A 17,059-nucleotide genomic window follows, 5' to 3' on the forward strand; every position below is an offset into this window, starting at 1 on the left:
TGCACCACATCGCCTCGCTCCTACGCCTTGCCATCGCACGTCCCGGACGTCGCTCGCGACGGCCGAGCGTTACCAACGCACCCTAGGGCACATCAGGAATTCCGCTTCGCGCCCGCGATCGGCGCGGGCGTAGTCTGGCCGGCGTGAGCGACGAGACCGAGATCAATCCGGAGACCTCTCCCGAGCACGAGCTCCACACCGAGTCACACGACCCCTCGGTGTCCGAGGCCTACTCCCGGTTCATGCGTGACGGCTGGGGCGATCGCGAGCTCGACCTGCCGCCGCACCCGATCGCGCCGTACGCCGCCGCGCGTCGGCAGCGGCTTGCCGAGGCGTTCCCGGGAGAGCGGCTCGTGCTGCCGGCCGGCACGTTCAAGGTGCGGTCCTACGACACCGACTACCGGTTCCGCAGCGACACCGCCCACACCTACTTCTGCGGCAACCAGACCAGCGACGCCGTGCTCGTGATCGAGGACGGCGAGTCCGTCCTCTACGCACGTCCCCGCTCGGGGCGCGACACCGACGAGTTCTTCCGCGACCGGCAGTACGGCGAGCTCTGGGTCGGCCGCCGCCCGTCGCTGAAGGAGATCTCCGACTCCCTCGGGCTCGAGGTCCGGCACATCGACGAGCTGGCCGGCGAGCTGGAGAAGGCCGGGAAGACCCGCGTTCACCGCGGGGTCTCGTCGTACGTCGACGACCTGGTGGCGCCCGACGAGAGCCGCGACCAGGACTTCGCCCGCGTCGCGTCGGAGATGCGCCTCGTCAAGGACGAGTGGGAGATCGCCGAGCTCCAGACCGCGTGCGACATCACGACGCTCGGCTTCACCGACGTGGCCGGCGAGCTCGACCGCGCCGTCGAGTACGGCGAGCGCTGGATCGAGGGCACGTTCTTCCGCCGCGCCCGGGCCATGGGCAACGACATCGGCTACGACTCGATCGTCGGGGGCGGCTCGCACGCCACGACGTTGCACTGGATCGAGAACACCGGCCGGATCGTCCCCGGCGAGATGGTGCTGCTCGACATGGGCGTGGAGGGCCACAACCTCTACACCGCCGACGTCACCCGCACCCTGCCGATCGACGGCACGTACTCCTCCTTGCAGCGCGAGCTCTACGACCTCGTGTACGCCGCCCAGGAGGCGGGCATCGGGGCGGTCAAGCCGGGTGAGCCGTTCGTGGCCGCCCACCACGCCGCGATGGACGTGCTCGCCCACGGCCTCGAGTCCCTGAAGCTGCTGCCCTGCTCGGCGGAGGAGGCGCTCGACCCCGGCTCCGGCGTGTACGCGCGGTGGACCCTGCACGGCGTCAGCCACATGCTCGGGCTGGACGTGCACGACTGCGGGAAGGCAGCGCCGGAGTCCTACAAGAAGGGCACCCTCGCCGAGGGCATGGTGCTCACCGTCGAGCCGGGGCTCTACTTCCAGGCCGACGACCTGCTCGTGCCCGAGGAGATGCGCGGCATCGGCATCCGGATCGAGGACGACATCCTGGTCACCGCCGAGGGCGCGAAGAACCTGTCCGGGTCGCTGCCCCGCTCGGCTGCCGAGGTCGAGGAGTGGATGGCCACGGCTCGGCGCTGATCAACCACGCAGCGCGGGCAGCAGCTCCTTCTCGGCGATCGCCAGGAAGTCGAGCTGCGACTCGTCCCCGACCTGCACGACGGCGACGTCGGTGAAGCCGGCGTCCTCGAACTTCCGCGCGGCACGGACGATGCCGTCGAGGTCGGGGCCGCAGGGGATCGACCCCGCGACGTCGTCCTGCGTGACGAACTGCGACGCACCCGCGAACCCCGCGGTGCCCGGGAGCTCGGCGTTCACCTTCCACCCGCCGCCGAACCAGCGGAACAGCTCGTGCGCCCGGGCTACGCAGGCATCGCGGTCCGGGCCCCAGCACACCGGTAGCTGCCCGATCTTGCGCGATCCGGGCTTGTCGGTCGCGGCGTCCCACCAGGTGACGAGCTGCGGGTCGGGCTCGACGGCGATCAGGTGGTCGGCGATCGGCGCGAACGCCCGGACCGACTGCTCCCCCGAGACCGCGACGCCGATCGGGACCGGGTTGATCGGCAGGTCCCAGACCTTGGCGGAGTCGATCCGGTAGTGCTCACCCTTGTAGTCGACGTAGTCCCCGGCGAACAGCGACGTGATGATCTCCAGCGCCTCGAGCAGCATCTCGTGGCGGATGTTGACCGGCGGCCACCCCTGTCCGATCACGTGCTCGTTGAGGTTCTCCCCCGCGCCCAGGCCGAGGGTGAACCGCCCCTCGCTCAGCAGGTCGACCGTCGCCGCCTTCTGCGCGACGACGGCGGGGTGGTAGCGCATCGTCGGGCAGGTCACGTAGGTCATCAGCTCGACCCGGTGAGTCGCCTGGCTGACGGCTCCGAGGACGCTCCAGGCGTACGACGAGTGGCCCATCTCGTCGAGCCACGGGAAGTAGTGGTCGCTCATCACCTCGAAGTCGAACCCGGCCTCCTCGGCCGCGGCCGCATGCCCGACGAGCTCGCGCGGCCCGGACTGCTCGGTCATCAGGGTGTAGCCGTAGTTCGTCACGATCCGCCCGTACCCATCGCACGACGCGGCATGACGGTGGTTCAGGTCGGGGGGCTCGGATCCCTCACAATGGTCCCCGGCCCCTGTAGCTCAGCTGGATAGAGCAAGAGCCTTCTAATCTCTAGGTCGCAGGTTCGAGTCCTGCCGGGGGCGCCAACGGACCCGTCGTCGGGCTCCGCTTTGGCGCACTTCGCCCGGCGTACCCCTGGCCCGTCCGGGGTGGCCGAAAGGGCCTACTCCTGGTCCCTCGGGACGTCGGGCCGCGCCGATTCGTCCGCCTACCAGGATCTATCGGACTACGACGGATTGGCCCAGGCGACCAGCAACTCGTCACCGTGCGTAGGTGCCCGGAGTCGACGCCGGTTTCCTAATCTGGATGGCACAGGGGGTGTTACATCCGCGGCGCATGGGGATTCGTCGCGGGTTCCCGCCCTCCCGGGCACCCTGTCCTCCCACGAAGCTCCCCGCGGCCGTCCCCCGATGCCGCGGGGAGCTTCCCCGTCTCGGACCGGGTGCTGCAGGTGGTCAGTGGCCGCGGCGGTGCCGGCCGTAGGACATCACCTTGAGGCTGGTGTTGATCGGCCGCCACACCGCGTCGTAGTCGTGATGGTCCGCGTGCGGCAGGGCCAGGATGCGCAGGGTCATGCACGGCCACCCGTCCTCGCGACAGCCGTGCACCGGGTCCTGGTGCAGGTGGACGACCTGGCGCTGTGCCCAGCACTCGGCGAGTGCCCGGTCACGGTGCCGTCCGGCGTAGAGCGCGCTCGCCTCGTTCTCGGTGATGCGAGCCAGGAGGAAGTCCGTGAGGCTGACGCGACCTTGCTTGCCGAGCGGGCGTCGCTCGAACGCTGAGACGGCCATGAGCTACTCCGTGAGTCCGGCCCCCCGCGGCGTTCGCCGCACCAGCCCGAGGGTAAGGCCTGGCCGACCCACGCGGGAGGCGTCGCAAGGCAAAGTCTCAGGCGGCTTCGACTCGGGGGAGTTGTCGGGTGCCCCCTCGCACGAGATCGGCTTCCTGTACGCCGACGCGCTGAGCCGTCCTCGCCCCGGCGGCCGCCACCGGTGCCCACGTGATCGCCAGCGACCTGACGCCCGAGCTGCTAGACCGCGGGCGCGCGGACTCCGAGGCCGCCGGCGTGAGCCTCGAGTGGCAGGTGGCGGACGCCGAGCACCTGCCCTTCGAGGACGACTCCTTCGACGCCGTCACGTCGTGTGTCGGCGTGATGTTCGCGCCGCACCACCAGGAGGCTGCCGACGAGCTGGTCCGGGTCTGCCGTCCGGGTGGCCGGATCGCCCTGATCGCCTGGACACCGGGCGGCTTCATCGGCCAGATGTTCGCCGTCATGAAGCCGTACGTCGCGCCGCCACCGCCCGGAGCCCAGCCGCCGCCGCTATGGGGCGACATCGAGCACGTGCGGTCGCTCTTCGGCGACCGGGTGACCGACGTCCGGGCCAGCCAGCAGCTGCTCCGAGCCGAGACCCTGTCCGACCCGGTCACCTTCCGGGAGTACTTCAAGACCAACTACGGGCCCACGATCGCGGCATACCGCGGCCTGGCCGACGACCCGGCCCGCACGGCAGAGCTCGACCAGGCCCTGGCCGACCTCGCCGACCAGTTCCGCACGCCCGAGGGGCACATCGAGTGGGAGTACCTGCTCGTCGTCGCCACCGTCGTCTGAGAGCGCCCACCCGCCCACGGACGACACGCCGCATCAGGTCCGACGATCTCGTCGCGCCGCACGATCCAATGGTTGTGGCCCGGCGACGTATGAGATCGCCGGGCCTGATGCGTCCTCAGGCGCCGGCGTAGGCGTCGATCTCGTCGAGGAGAGCCGCCTTCTGCTCGTCGGTCGCGAACGACGCGCGCACGGCCGTCCGCGCCAGGTCCGCAACGCCGTCGGCGTCGAGGCCGAGCAGCCGGGCCGCGATCTCGTACTCCTGTTTGAGCGAGGTGTTGAACATCGACGGGTCGTCGGAGTTCACCGTGATCGGAACGCCGGCGTCACGGAAGGCCACGATCGGGTGCTCGTCCAGGCTGGCCACCGCGCGCGTCGCGACGTTCGAGGACGGGCAGACCTCGAGGGTGACGCCGTGCCGGGCGAGGTAGCCGAGCAGCTTCGGGTCCTGCGCCGCGGAGGTCCCGTGCCCGATGCGCTCGGCGCCCAGCAGGCTCAGCGCGTCCCAGACCGTCGCGGGGCCGGTGGTCTCGCCGGCGTGCGGCACGCTGTGCAGGCCGACCCGCCGCGCAGCGTCGAAGTGCGGCTTGAACTGCCGCCGCGCGACACCGATCTCCGGGCCGCCGAGTCCGAAGCCGACCAGCGCGTCGACCCGGTGGTTCGTCGCGAACGACAGGGTCGCGTCGGCGGCCGGCATCCCGCTCTCACCCGGGATGTCGTAGATCCACCGCAGCACGATCCCGAAGTCGCGCTCGGCGGCGATCCGGGCATCCTCGAGCGCCTGCGTGTAGGCCTCGATCGGCATCCCGTTGTCGGGGTCGTCGGGCAGGACCGAGGTGTACGGCGTACACGTCAGCTCGGCGTACCGCACCTGCTGGGTAGTGGCGAGCTCGCGCGCCACCTCGTAGGTCAGGTAGCGCACGTCGTCATCGGTGCGGATCAGAGCCACGACGGCGAGGTAGACCTCGACGAAGTGCGCGAAGTCGCGGAACTCGAAGAAGCTCCGCAGCTGCTCGGGGTCGACGGGCACGACGCCGGGGTGACGCATCGCGAGCTCCGAGACGATCGCGGGTGAGGCCGACCCCACGTGGTGCACGTGCAGCTCGGCCTTGGGCAGTCCCGCGATGAACGACGACAGGTCCTGGCGCTGGTCCACGGGCCGAGTCTGTCAGCCGGTGAGCCGGTAGTACGAACCAACGACGACCGCCGGCAGGAGCCCGAGCAGCAGCCAGGCAGTCACCAGCCGCTTCTGGTTGATCAGGCGTACGCCGGTCATCGCCATCAGCCCGGTCGCGCAGGAGACACCCATCAGCCCGGGTCCGGAACCCGGCCGGTCGACGGTGCCGGACAGGATCGCCATCCCGGTGGCGAACAGGGTGCAGACCGTCAGGACGAGAGCAGACGCGACCCAACGCTGGACCTGCTCGACCTCCACGTGAGAAGGCTACTTGGTGATCTGGAGGACGGCGTTCACGCCGGTCTGCAGGTTCGTCTCTTCCGTGCCGTCGATGAAGATGGTCGGCGTACCGGTGACCTTGTCCTTCGACATCTGGTCGGTCGCGTTGACCACCCATTGGTGGTAGACGTTGCCGTCGATCAGGGGCGTGACCTTCGCCTTGTCCGCGCCGGCCTGCACCGCCCAGTCGACCAGGGTCGAGTCCGGCACCCCGGCCGAGCCCTCGGCCGGCTGGTTGTCGTAGGCGATCTCGTGGAACTTCAGGAACCCCTGGGGCCCGGCGGTGCTGAGCACCGCCATCGCCGCGTTCAGCGCGCGCGAGGAGTAGTTCGTCGAGGACTCCCGGTCCAGGAACGCCACCATGTGGTAGTCGACCTTGACCTTGCCGTCCGCGATCGCGGACCGGACCTGGTCGCCCGCTGCCTTCTCGAACTCCTGGCAGATCGGGCACTGGAGGTCCTCGTAGAGCTTGATGGTGTGAGGTGCCGAGGACTTGCCGATCACCACGTCGTACTGCCCGGAGAGGTTCTTCGGCGTGCCGCTCGCGGTCACGGACTTGCCAGTCGTGTCGCTCTTGCTCTGCACGAAGAACAGAACAGCGGCGATGATCAGAACGGCGAGGACCACCGAGCCGACGACCAGCAGGTTCCGCCGGCGCTCCCGGCGCTGCTGCTGCCGCATCAGCGCCTGCGCGCGCTCAGACTTCGACAGTTTCTTCTGATTCGTCGCCATCGGCGAGCCTTTCGTGGTGCGGGAACAGCAGGGTGTCCAGGGCGAGGCGAGTGCGCGGCCACACCATCAGCCACAGCGAGCACGCCAACAGCCCGACGTCCCTGGCGATGTCGATGGCGTACTGACGCTGCGGGTTCGCCGGGACGCCGTGGCTACCGAAGCAGCCGCAGTTGATCTCCAGCCCCCGCGCCCAGGCGGCGGAGATGCCGATGATGAACGCAATGAAGAAGAGCGCGGACAGGACGCCGAACAGGCGGGTGAGCAGCCCGAGGATCAGGGCCACGCCGATGATGATCTCCGCGGTCGGGAGCGCGTGCCCCACGGTGGGGACGACCGACTCGGGCAGGATCTGGAAGGCACGCACCTGGCGGACGTTGCCGGCCGGATCCGGGAACTTCGCCAACCCCGCGACGAGGTCGACGATGCCGACCAGCAGCCGCGCGAGAACGCCGACCCATTGCCTCACGATGCACCAGCGTACGAAACCGTCCTGAGTGAAGGCTGAACGACTCCACCCCGGCGCGGCAGCTTCCTGGGTAGGGTCTCGTCCTGTGAACGAGCGCCTCGTCTGGATCGACTGCGAGATGACGGGGCTGGACTATGTCGCCGACGCGCTGATCGAGATCGCCTGCGTGGTCACCGACTTCGACCTCAACCCGCTCGGTGACGGCGTGGACCTGGTGATCAAGCCCCCCGCCGAGGCCGTCGAGCAGATGGTCGACTTCGTCCGGTCGATGCACGAGAAGTCCGGCCTGCTGAGCCAATTGGACAGCGGGATCACGCTCCAGGAGGCGGAGCAGCAGGTGCTCGCCTACGTCCGCGAGCACTGCGACGAGGGTTCGCGGCCGCCGTTGGCCGGTAACACGGTCGCCACCGACCGCGCCTTCATCGCCCGCGACATGTCCGAGCTCGACGCGTTCCTCCACTACCGGATCGTGGACGTCTCCTCGATCAAGGAGCTCTCGCGGCGCTGGTATCCCCGCGTGTACTTCAACTCTCCCGCCAAGCGGGGCAACCACCGGGCGCTGGCCGACATCCTCGAGAGCATCGAGGAGCTGCGCTACTACCGCGCCGCGATCTTCGTGCCGCCGCCGGGTCCGGAGAGCGCCGATGCGAAGGCCCTCGCGGACGAGCACGGAGGGTCGCTGACGGGTCTCTCGGACGATCGCCCCGAATCGGGTTCGCAGCAGTAGGTGCCCTACACTTCCTCTCTGGCCCCGGCTCCGTCCGGGGCCGCATGGTGGGTGTAGCTCAGCTGGTAGAGCACCTGGTTGTGGTCCAGGTGGTCGCGGGTTCGAATCCCGTCACTCACCCCGACTCCGACGAGAATCCTTTACGTAAAGTCCCGCGAGTTCTGCGGACCCGGCCCGCACGGTCTGCCTAATCTCCTGAGTGCCGGTCACGGGGGTGACCAGCAACGGCCGAGTGGGGACGCGTCGCATCAGGCGAGGCGGCTGGCCGACACGACATGGGGGAACTTCAGTGACTTCTCACGCCCAAAACGACGAGCCGCGCACGCTCAGCCGGCGCCGGATCGTCCGGAGCGCGGCCATGGTGGCGTGGACCGTGCCGGCGATCCAGGTGGCCACCGCGGTCCCGGCGTTCGCCGGCAGCGGCTGCTGCAGCCTGAGCGCGAGCGGCAACGCGAGCTGGCGCGCCGGCGAGCTCAACTACATCGACATCCCGCTGGACATCACCAACGAGTGCAGCACGGCCGTCACCGGCCTGACCGTGATCCTGACGATCTGTGGCCTGCAGGACATCACCTACACCGGCGAGCAGTACCTGCCGGCGGGCTGGGTGCAGGGCGGCAAGGGGAACAAGAAGCTCGACCCCGACGAGAACGGCTGCTACACGCTGACGTTCACGAGCGCCCAGAGCCTGCCCGGCGACACGACCACCCACCCGGTCTTCACGGCGAAGACCATGGCCTACACCGGGAGCGGCGACAACCGCCCGGCGGGCTCCATCACGGTCACGGTCAGCACGCCCGGCTGCTCCGCCGACACTTTCTCCATCGTCCTCCCCCAGGTCGGCTGACCTACCCGACCGCTGGACGATCCGGTGGGCCGGCGTCCCTGGCCCTGGCCACGAGCGTGACCTCCCTGTGCACGCGCCTGGTCGGAGTCGGGGATCGCCGGCCCACAAGCCGGACGCAGGACGACGTCAGCCGGGGATGTGGCCGAAGTTGCCCTTCTGGAAGTCCTCGTAGGCCTGGAGCACCTCGGACTTGGTGTTCATCACGAACGGTCCGGCCCAGGCGATCGCCTGACCGATCGGCTTCCCACCGACGACGATCACGTCGAGCTTCGGCGAGCGGCTCTCCTGGGAGCCGTCGGCCGCGATCGTGAGGTAGTCGCCCGCGCCGAGCACGGCCGCCTGGCCGGTCGAGACCGGACGGGCGTCGGTGCCGACCGTGCCGTGCCCGTTGAGCACGTAGACCAGGGCGTTGAACTCCTGCTCCCACGGCAGGTCGAGACGCGCTCCGGGCTCGATCGTCGCGTGGACGAGGGCCATCGGCGTGTGCGTCGAGCCCGGACCGGCCTGCGGACCGACGGTCCCGGCGATGACCCGCACCAGCGCGCCCGCGTCGTACGACGTGAGCAGGGCGACCTGGTCGGAGCTGATGTCCTGGTACTTGGGCGCGACCATCTTCTCGTTGCGCGGCAGGTTGACCCAGAGCTGGATGCCGTGGAAGAGACCGCCCGCCTGCACGAGCCACTCGGGCGGGGTCTCGATGTGCAGGATGCCCGAGCCGGCGGTCATCCATTGGGTGTCCCCGTTGGTGATCGAGCCGCCACCGCCGTGTGAGTCCTGGTGGTCGAAGACGCCGTCGATCATGTAGGTGACGGTCTCGAAGCCGCGGTGCGGGTGCCAGGGGGTGCCCTTGGGCTCGCCGGGTGCGTACTCCACCTCCCCCATCTGGTCCATCATGATGAACGGGTCGAGCAGGCCGAGGTCGATGCCGGCGAAGGCGCGGCGTACCGGGAAGCCCTCCCCCTCGTAGCCCTGGGGCGCGGTGGTCACCTGCCACACCGGGCGCGGCTGGTCGCCGAGGTCGGGCTCCGGAAGTCGGCTGAGCGTGGTCAGGTCGTCGACGGTCACTGCGGGCATCGGGCCCACCTCCAAGCTTCTGGCGCCTCCCTGGCGCGGTGCCGGAACAACGGTAGTTGAATCTTGAATATTCCGTCGAGGGCTCCCCAGCGGATTGGGAGGACGCCGCCTCTCGCTGGTAACCTTGACACCGCTTCACGGCATGCGCCATTAGCTCAATTGGCAGAGCAGCTGACTCTTAATCAGCGGGTTCGGGGTTCGAGTCCCTGATGGCGTACGACCAAGGGCCCTGACCTGCAGCGGAGCAGATCGAGGGCCCTTCAGTGTGTTCGGCGGTGCCCGTTTAGTGCCCGGAAAGTATCTGGGCGGCCGCAGAGCTCGCAACGTCGCGGCCCATGTAGACGTCTTGAGTCATGCTCGGCCGAGCGTGCCCGACGTGGTCGGCGATCTGACGAGCCGAAAGGCCGGCGTCGTCGAGCCTAGTGATCGCCGTCTTCCGTAGCGTGTGGCTCGACACCCAGTCGAAGCCGATGCGGTTGAAGGCTCTTCGTAGATCCCCTGTGGTGTTCGAACGATTCCGAAGCCGGCCCAAGGGCGAGGCAAACACCACGACATCGGTGCGGAGCCCGGGGTCCCGCAGCCGGCGCGCGATCATCGCGACCACCTCGTCAGGCACGGCGATGCGTCGCCACCCCGCCGCCGTCTTGGGGCGCTCCTCGATGCCGAAGTCGGTGACGGTCGCCGCGATCTCGACAGTGTGCGCCTCGAGATCGACATCCCGGTCCCGAAGGGCACACGCCTCGCCGATCCGGACGCCGGTCCGCAGCATGAACTCGACCAGGTCGACCAGGTCGTAGGCCGCCGCCAGCTCGTCGGCACGCAGCTTCTCGAGCAAGTGGGACTGCTCGTCGGGCGTCAGGGCACGGGCTCGAGCCTTCCGCCCGGACTTGATGCGGATCTCCCGGGTCGGGTTCGCCGTCATCGCCCCGTGCCGCATCGCCAACCCGATCATCGAGGACAGCACGGTTCGCGCCGTCTTCGCGGTGGCGACTCCGTGGCGGGTACGGACCGAGCCGATGAACCGGTCGACGGCAGGCACTTGGACCTCATAGAGCCGCAGCCTGCCCAGCCCCGCGACCACCACGGTCTCGGCGACGGTCTTGTAGCGAGCCTTGGTCGTCAGCGAGAGTCCCTCATCGGCCGCGACCTCCGTGAGCCACAGGTCAGCGAGTTGCCCGACGGTCGACCCGGACTCCACGGCTCCCCCACCGGTCACCGCGGCGCGGTCCTTCAGAGCGACTTTCAGAGCCGTGGACGCCGCAGTCCTCGACGCTCCGAATCTGACGACGTACCTGATCGATCCGTCGAAATCACGGAATCGACACCTGGCGCGGAATCGTCCCGGCGAGACCTCGCGCACAGAGATGTTGCCCCACGTGCCGACCGGCAGCGGTGGTCTCCCAGTTGTCATTGATTGCCTCCGAGCGGCGCGGGATTCAGTCGAGGATGGGGCGTTGGCCGCGACGCTGTTCGCGGATGTAGCGGCGGAGGTCGCCGACGGTGGTGACGAGGTGGCGGCCGATCTTGAAGAACTCGGGTCCTTTGCCGGTCTGGCGCCACCAGCGCAGGGTGTTGATCGGCACCCGGAGGACCTCGGCGGCCTCGGACAAGGTCAGCAGCTCCTCGGCGTCGCGCTCGGGGAACGGGATCTGGTGGGTGATAGTGCTCATGGGGTTTCGCCTCGTTTCTGCGTGGTTCCTGTGTGGTTGTGGTCGGTCCACCCTCATCAAGCGCGGTCCGGGGGTGGAATGGACACTCGTCCCCAGCAATCTGTGGACAAGGGCGTCCATGAGGTAGGTGTGCACGGCTCCCCAACGAGGGCACCAAATACGCTCGATCGGGTATCTGATGCAGGTATCGTGGCCGGATCCTCACCATCGACGACGGCGACTTCTACCTCCTCGAGGTGGCCCGGCGGGTCGCCGGGATGACCCAGGCCGAGCTGGCCCAGAGGGCCGGCACCTCGCAGGCCACGGTGTCGGCCTACGAGCGTGGTCTGAAGACGCCGTCGGTGAAGGTGGCGGCCCGCCTGTTCGCGGTGTTGGGCTGGGAGCTCACCCTGCGCTCGAGGGTCGAGTTCACCGAGTACCACCCGACCGGGATCGTGGCGTTCTGGGCGCCGGACCGGCTGTGGCGGGTCCCGACGCCGGACTGCTTCGCCACCATCGGGGTTCCCGACCTGCTGGGCCACACCGACCAGGACGAATGGCACCTGAAGGATCCGGACGACCGGCGACGGGCCTATGAGATCCTGATCCGCCGCGGCCTGCCCCAGATGATGATCCGCTGGCTCGACGGCGGCTTCCTGGTCGACCTGTGGGACGACCTCGACCTGCCCGACCCCGTCCGCCACGCGTGGCAGCCGGCCATCGACGGCGCGACCCGATCCCACTCCAGCAACATCTTCTCCTGGCACTACGACGACGAGGACCCCGAGACCGCCGCCCTGGCCCGGATCACCTGGATGGAGTTCCTGCCCAAGCCACCTCCCCCACCACCGCGTCGGCAACGCCGCACCCGCTTCGACCCACGCCCACCACCCGCACCGTGATGGTGACCGGGACCGGCTCATCAGAACCCGATGCCGCGACCGCCGGCAGGTGACCGCGACGACGGCAGGGATGGCGACGGCGGGGCCGGCGTCAGCTGTTGCTGGTTGCGGCGTCGCCGCGCCTGGTCGCGGCTCTCCAGCTCGGCCGGCGACACCGGTCGCCCTCGACGCGCGGGCACATACGGCGCCGGCCGAGCCGGTCGAGCCGGCGAGGCGGGACGGGCGCCCGGGGCGGCGGGCCCGTACCGTTCGACGGCCTCGGCGGCGAGCCGCGCCGCGTGGGCGGGTCCCAGGTCCGCGCGGTCGCGACCGAAGACCTCGACCCACTGCCGCCGCGCGTCTTCCAGGGTGGGGGCGACCAGATGGGCGGTGTTGCGGTGGTGGCCGCGGGTCATCCCGACGTAGGCCGAGGAGGCGCCGGTGTGGTCGCCGACCGACACATGCGCGCTCGGGACGGTCTGACCTTGGGCGCCGTAGGCGGTGGTGGCGTAAGCCAGTTCGACATGCTCGCGCACATAGGCCGCCGGCAGGGTGCGTCGACCCGCCTCCCCCACCACGGTCAGGCAACCTCGATCGGTGTCGGCGACGGTCCAGGTCTCCCGGTTGGCCACGTCGACCTCCGGGTCGTTGCGACGGGTCGCGACCCGGTCGCCGACCCCGATCCGCTCCCCCGCCGAGGTCACCACACCGTCACCGGCATCCCTGGCGCCTCGCGGGTTCACCTCTCCGGTGAGGACGCGGACCTGGTGGGCCAGGCCGTTGATCCGGCTCACCTGTTCGCGATTGTCGGCGACCACCAGCTCGCCCCGGCTCGCCCGGACGGCGAGGGCCTGCTGACGTTCGACCTCGCTGGCATGGACCACGATCTGCCCGCGCCGAAGAAGCTCGTCGAACACCTCCCCGGGTTGGGTGGCGTGCCGCATCCGCGCCGACAGGTCGGCGTAGGCCGGGTCGGCGAACCGGCGCACCCCCTCCAGGGTCAGGGTCCGGTCGGATGCGTAGCGGACAGCCAGGTCGAGCACTCCCCCACGGCCCACGGCGGGCAGCTGGTGCCGGTCGCCGACCAGCCCGACCCGCACCCCTGCTTCCGCAGCGAAGATCAGGAGGGCGCGGGCGGTGTCCTGGTCCAGCATCCCGGCCTCATCGACCACGACCAGGTCGCCGGCCCGCAGCCGTGCCGCCACATCGGGCCGGCTGGGAACCCGTGCCCAGTGGCCGTCGTCGTCCCAGCGGAAACCGTGCTGGTACAGCAGCCACGCCACCGGGTACGACGCGGCCCCGATCTGGCCTTCGGCGACCATCGCCGCCCTCCGTGTGGGCGTGACCACGACCATCCGGTGACCTTGGTCCAATGAGACGGTGCGGGCGGCGGCCAGCATCGCCGTCTTCCCCGCCCCGGCCGCACCCTCCACCACAATGATCCGGCCGGTGCCGGTCAGGTGCGCCACCGCAGCGCGTTGGTCGGCGTCAAGACCGTCGACCCGGCCGCGCAACTCCCGCAGGTAGGCCGGGAACGCCTCACCCTCGGCGCGGGCCGTGATCTGCGCGATGAGCTCGTGCTCGACCGCGAGCACCCGGGTCGAGGTCAACGCCCGGACATGCTCCGGCACATCGCCACGCGCCAGCAAGGGACGGGAGGCCGCGACCACCCGCGCGGTCAGGTCCTCGGCCAGCTCACCCCGGACACCACTGTCGGTCACGACCCCGGCCGCGGCGATCAGCTTCTCCACCTCGCCGCGGGCGTCGGCCGGGTTCCACGCCGACCGCCGGGCACCCAGCCGCGTGAGCGCGGTCTCGACCATGGAGTCGCGGTCCACCGAGCCCGGCCGCATACCCACCACCCGCGCGGCGCTCTCGGGTCGGTCTGGTTGCTGGAATCCGAGCTCGCTCAGCTCCTCGACCCACCTTGCCGTCAGCTCGGCGCCATCGGTGGGCAGGACCTTGTCGGGACGTGCGGTGGCCCAGGCCCGCCGGTCCCACGCCCGCCGCAGCGTCGAGCCCGGCTCCTGGCCGTGATGCCCGGCGCGCCAGGCGGCCTCGTAGGAGTCGATGTGGGTCTCGATCTGCTTGGCTCGGGCACTGAACGCACCGACAAGTCCGGCCAGCTGGGTGATCTCGCCGGTCTCGGGGTCGAGGGTGTAGCCGTGGGCGGCCAACACCGTCCGGAACCCGGGATCGCACATCACCGCCGCGTGCCCGATCCCGTTGATCGCCTCCAGACTGTCCCGCACCCCCACGGTGTGCAGACCCCGCCACCGACCCTGTGCCCAGACCCGGGCGTTGACCTGCAAGTGCAGGTGTCGGTGCGGGTCCCCCGCCCGCGACGTGTAATGCCGCACCACGGCCGCCTCGAGCTCCTCCAACGGCACCTGCACCTGCCGGCCCCGCGGACCCACCCGGGTGGTCGCATGCTCTGCCAGCCACCCGATGATCTGGTGGGCGGCGCGGTCCTGGGCGGCGTCATAGGCCGTCCCGATCTCGGGATCCACGGCCGCGGCCAGCGACCAGGTCTTCGGCCCGTTCACCGTCACCTCCACGAACCGCACCGCCTGGTCATCGGACCGCAGCCGCCCCTTCGACCGGCCGGCATGCCCTCTAGCTTCACGATCAGGATCGACGATGTGCCCGGCCACCCACCGTTCATACGTCGGGCCGTCCATCGCCGGCATCTCGACGATCCCGTCAGGCGTGACGACCAGCCGGGCCGCTAGGCCGGTGCCCTCGGCCAGGTAGTAGTCGTCGACCCGAGCCCGGTCGGCTTCCACGTACGCCCGCGCGGCCGCCGGGTTCCCGCGGTAGATCTTCAAGCCGCCGTGCATCCAAAAGCCCCGTCCCTCGACAACCGTCAACAACCGCAAAACCGCAGGTCAGCAGCCCACTTCCTTACCGAACTTCGTAGCATGCGTGCCGCCGATTAGGGGTGGGAAGAGGGCTGATGGGGGCAGGAGTTGAGGAGCCGTTGACGGTTGGCAATGGGTGGGACGGCAAGCGAAGGTCAGGGGCTCGCGCGAAGGGTGCGAGAACGAAGGGGCGAAGATGGGGATGGTGGGATGAAAATCGTGGACCGGTAGCTGCCGAGCCACCGCCGACTCGAGGCGCTCATCGCCGAGGACGGGCTGGACGGCGACGCCGCGAGCCCCTCAGGGGCTCGGTTCAGTCACCGATCCGAAGCAGACATCCTCGGCCTCGATGGCGGCGCGGACCGCACACAGCTCGTCCTCCATCGGACCCGAGACCACAAACAGGATGAGCTCGCCCGTGACGGCCACCGGGGCGCCGACCTCACCATGTCCGAGCACCTCACCGATCAGCCGCTCGTCTCGACACCGCACCTCACACCCGTGAGCCGCACCCTCGCGCATCGACTCGGGCGCCGGCTCCGGATAGGGGTCGAACACGAACACCGCGAGCATGCCGTGGTCGGTTGACACCGCGCTCGGCGCATCCGCGACTCGTCCCGTCGCCTCCACGTGAATCGACATCCGCACCTCCTGAGAACTTGCGATAAGTAACTTATCACAAGTGTTGGGCGGCACACGCGACGACCACAATGACGCCGTGCCGACCCCCGCCCGCACCGACCTCCCCCCAGCCGTCGAACGAGCCATCGACATCCTCGGCAACCGGGTCCGCGTCGCCATCCTCAGGTCCCTGGTCGTCGAGGGCCCGGCCAGCCGCAGTGAGCTCTCCGCGCGCCTCAACCTCAGCGCCTCCCTCCTCCAAGCCCACCTGCGCCGTCTCACCGAGTTCGGCGCGATTACGCAAGACCCCGCCGGCACCCGGTCCGACCACCGCAAACGCGTCTACCACGCCCGACGGAAGGACGTCGATCAGCTCCTCAATGCTCTTGTCTCCGCTTTCCAGCAGTAACCCAGCGCCGGGGAGGTTGCATCGCCGAGCGACCGGTTGTGCGTCCAGCGCGCCTGCGGGACCAGGCCCAATCAAGGCCGCGCGAATACAACTCTCATGCCGATGTGCGTGTCGTTAGGAGGGATCCGACAGGACCCGTTCGGCGTCATACTCATGTCCAGGCGAAACGGAGTTGCCCATGCGTCCCCAGCTTCGAGCGGTCGGCACCATCCTCCTGGTGGCGCTACTACTGGCGTCGGTCGGGGTCTGGGTCTTTGCACGGCACCCTGTGAAATCTCCCGCCACGAGCGGCGCCGAAGTGACCGGGTTGGTCCAGCGACCATCAAATCCAAGGTTTGTGTCTGCATGGCAGTTCGTGAACTTCGTCAGCGGACGAGAGCCTGCGCCCGCGTTCTCGCCGCGCGTCACTCTCGTGATCGACGGTAAGACCCATGTCCTGACAGGCACCCAGGCGAAACAGCGGTCTACGTGGCGAGGGACACCCCTTGACCTCTACACCGTGGCCAAGGGATACACCCTGCGCGAAGGCGGACACGTCACGCCTGCATCTCTGAGGATGTTCGTTGACTCCGGACGCGACTTCGTGTGCGGTGGCCAAGAGTTGCCACCCCGGCTGCGGAGCACGCCATCGTTATGGCTGGGACTCGTGCCCTCCGGGCCGGGAGTGCCTGGCTCGTGCACATTCCTGAATGTCTTCGTGACGGATGGGCGTATAGACACGCTGGTCGCCCGCACCTCTCGGACCATGTGAGCACACACCGGCGCACTCGCCGCCCGTCGTACCGGGCCTGACGGCGTGGCGTTCCGCTCATGCCGCTGTTCGGCGTTCTGGCGCGGCTGTCAGCCCTCCCTAAGGCTGCCGCCAAGGAGGAACCTGCATTCATGAGGGAACGTCCCACGCACATGTGGATGCGTGCCGCAGTCTTGCTTGTCGTTGCGTGTGCCCTTGCTGGATGCACCGGGGGGTCCCCGGAGTGGCGTCCAGCAGAGTGGTGTACGGATCCCGGTGAGCGTGTCGCTGCGTAATGGAGCGACGGCCATCGGGTGATCCTTCGAGTGATCTCTCACAACCGACTCGAAGAAGGACACCACGATGACCGTCACCCCCAGTATC

The 17,059-nt window shown here is 69.3% G+C and carries 16 protein-coding genes, 3 tRNA genes and 1 pseudogene; 9 read left to right on the forward strand and 11 right to left on the reverse strand.

Annotated features, from left to right (window positions below):
• Positions 1–143 precede the first annotated feature (143 nt).
• Entirely contained in the window at positions 144–1,580 is a 1,437-nt protein-coding gene (locus VGK78_RS17000; protein ID WP_331528914.1) for an aminopeptidase P family protein, read from the forward strand.
• Here the strand turns inward: VGK78_RS17000 and VGK78_RS17005 are convergent, their stop codons facing one another.
• Positions 1,581–2,546: a TIGR03557 family F420-dependent LLM class oxidoreductase gene (locus tag VGK78_RS17005; RefSeq protein ID WP_331528915.1), complete on the reverse strand. Its 966-nt coding sequence runs from the start codon at positions 2,544–2,546 to the stop codon at positions 1,581–1,583.
• A 79-nt stretch (positions 2,547–2,625) separates the two neighbouring features.
• Between VGK78_RS17005 and VGK78_RS17010 the strand changes: the two genes are divergently transcribed.
• Positions 2,626–2,702, forward strand: a tRNA-Arg gene (locus VGK78_RS17010).
• 369 nt (positions 2,703–3,071) lie between these two features.
• Here VGK78_RS17010 and VGK78_RS17015 read toward each other — a convergent pair.
• Positions 3,072–3,407: a DUF6221 family protein gene (locus VGK78_RS17015; RefSeq protein ID WP_331528916.1), complete on the reverse strand. Its 336-nt coding sequence runs from the start codon at positions 3,405–3,407 to the stop codon at positions 3,072–3,074.
• 194 nt (positions 3,408–3,601) lie between these two features.
• On the opposite strand from VGK78_RS17015, the pseudogene VGK78_RS17020 reads away from it, so the two are divergent.
• Positions 3,602–4,225 (forward strand): annotated as a pseudogene (locus VGK78_RS17020) (class I SAM-dependent methyltransferase); the annotation flags it as partial.
• A gap of 115 nt (positions 4,226–4,340) precedes the next feature.
• Here the strand turns inward: VGK78_RS17020 and VGK78_RS17025 are convergent.
• Genes VGK78_RS17025 through VGK78_RS17040 form a run of 4 tightly spaced genes read right to left on the reverse strand, consistent with a single transcriptional unit; the run spans position 4,341 to position 6,876 of the window.
• Positions 4,341–5,378, reverse strand: a complete 1,038-nt coding sequence (locus VGK78_RS17025) for an adenosine deaminase (protein WP_331528917.1) — start codon at positions 5,376–5,378, stop codon at positions 4,341–4,343.
• A 12-nt stretch (positions 5,379–5,390) separates the two neighbouring features.
• Positions 5,391–5,657 (reverse strand): transcriptional regulator, encoded by a 267-nt coding sequence (locus VGK78_RS17030; protein WP_331528918.1) that lies wholly within the window; start codon positions 5,655–5,657, stop codon positions 5,391–5,393.
• 9 nt (positions 5,658–5,666) lie between these two features.
• Positions 5,667–6,410, reverse strand: coding sequence for a DsbA family protein (locus tag VGK78_RS17035; RefSeq protein WP_331528919.1), 744 nt, complete (start codon positions 6,408–6,410; stop codon positions 5,667–5,669).
• Positions 6,376–6,876 carry a MauE/DoxX family redox-associated membrane protein gene (locus tag VGK78_RS17040; protein WP_331528920.1) on the reverse strand — a complete coding sequence of 167 codons (501 nt, stop codon included), beginning with the start codon at positions 6,874–6,876 and terminating at the stop codon, positions 6,376–6,378. Before VGK78_RS17040 ends, VGK78_RS17035 begins: the two co-directional genes overlap by 35 nt.
• Positions 6,877–6,961: 85 nt before the next feature.
• Here VGK78_RS17040 and orn point away from each other — a divergent pair, with 85 nt between their 5' ends.
• The 3 genes from orn (at position 6,962) to VGK78_RS17055 (ending at position 8,450) form a co-directional block, all read left to right on the forward strand.
• A complete protein-coding gene (gene orn / locus VGK78_RS17045; RefSeq protein ID WP_331528921.1) occupies positions 6,962–7,603 on the forward strand; it encodes an oligoribonuclease in 642 nt (213 codons plus the stop codon).
• A 47-nt stretch (positions 7,604–7,650) separates the two neighbouring features.
• A tRNA-His gene (locus VGK78_RS17050) sits at positions 7,651–7,723 on the forward strand.
• Positions 7,724–7,961: 238 nt separating this feature from the next.
• Positions 7,962–8,450 carry a hypothetical protein gene (locus tag VGK78_RS17055; protein WP_331528922.1) on the forward strand — a complete coding sequence of 163 codons (489 nt, stop codon included), beginning with the start codon at positions 7,962–7,964 and terminating at the stop codon, positions 8,448–8,450.
• 126 nt (positions 8,451–8,576) lie between these two features.
• Here the strand turns inward: VGK78_RS17055 and VGK78_RS17060 are convergent, their stop codons facing one another.
• Positions 8,577–9,524 carry a pirin family protein gene (locus tag VGK78_RS17060; RefSeq protein ID WP_331528923.1) on the reverse strand — a complete coding sequence of 316 codons (948 nt, stop codon included), beginning with the start codon at positions 9,522–9,524 and terminating at the stop codon, positions 8,577–8,579.
• Between the two features lie 144 nt (positions 9,525–9,668).
• On the opposite strand from VGK78_RS17060, the gene VGK78_RS17065 reads away from it, so the two are divergent.
• A tRNA-Lys gene (locus VGK78_RS17065) sits at positions 9,669–9,741 on the forward strand.
• A gap of 66 nt (positions 9,742–9,807) precedes the next feature.
• Here VGK78_RS17065 and VGK78_RS17070 read toward each other — a convergent pair.
• Both VGK78_RS17070 and VGK78_RS17075 read right to left on the reverse strand, forming a co-directional pair.
• A complete protein-coding gene (locus VGK78_RS17070; protein WP_331528924.1) occupies positions 9,808–10,740 on the reverse strand; it encodes a site-specific integrase in 933 nt (310 codons plus the stop codon).
• 220 nt (positions 10,741–10,960) lie between these two features.
• Positions 10,961–11,194 (reverse strand): helix-turn-helix domain-containing protein, encoded by a 234-nt coding sequence (locus VGK78_RS17075; protein WP_331528925.1) that lies wholly within the window; start codon positions 11,192–11,194, stop codon positions 10,961–10,963.
• A gap of 236 nt (positions 11,195–11,430) precedes the next feature.
• Here VGK78_RS17075 and VGK78_RS17080 point away from each other — a divergent pair, with 236 nt between their 5' ends.
• Positions 11,431–12,075, forward strand: a complete 645-nt coding sequence (locus tag VGK78_RS17080) for a helix-turn-helix transcriptional regulator (RefSeq protein WP_331528926.1) — start codon at positions 11,431–11,433, stop codon at positions 12,073–12,075.
• Between the two features lie 20 nt (positions 12,076–12,095).
• On the opposite strand, the gene mobF is transcribed toward VGK78_RS17080, so the two are convergent.
• Both mobF and VGK78_RS17090 read right to left on the reverse strand, forming a co-directional pair.
• Complete coding sequence (mobF, locus tag VGK78_RS17085; protein WP_331528927.1) at positions 12,096–14,894, reverse strand: MobF family relaxase; 2,799 nt, start codon at positions 14,892–14,894, stop codon at positions 12,096–12,098.
• A gap of 321 nt (positions 14,895–15,215) precedes the next feature.
• Positions 15,216–15,557: a hypothetical protein gene (locus VGK78_RS17090; RefSeq protein ID WP_331528928.1), complete on the reverse strand. Its 342-nt coding sequence runs from the start codon at positions 15,555–15,557 to the stop codon at positions 15,216–15,218.
• A gap of 76 nt (positions 15,558–15,633) precedes the next feature.
• Here VGK78_RS17090 and VGK78_RS17095 point away from each other — a divergent pair, with 76 nt between their 5' ends.
• Positions 15,634–15,945, forward strand: coding sequence for a winged helix-turn-helix domain-containing protein (locus VGK78_RS17095; protein ID WP_331528929.1), 312 nt, complete (start codon positions 15,634–15,636; stop codon positions 15,943–15,945).
• Positions 15,946–17,059: the final 1,114 nt, after the last annotated feature.

This window comes from Nocardioides sp. (genome assembly GCF_036503465.1).
Lineage (GTDB): Bacteria > Actinomycetota > Actinomycetes > Propionibacteriales > Nocardioidaceae > Nocardioides.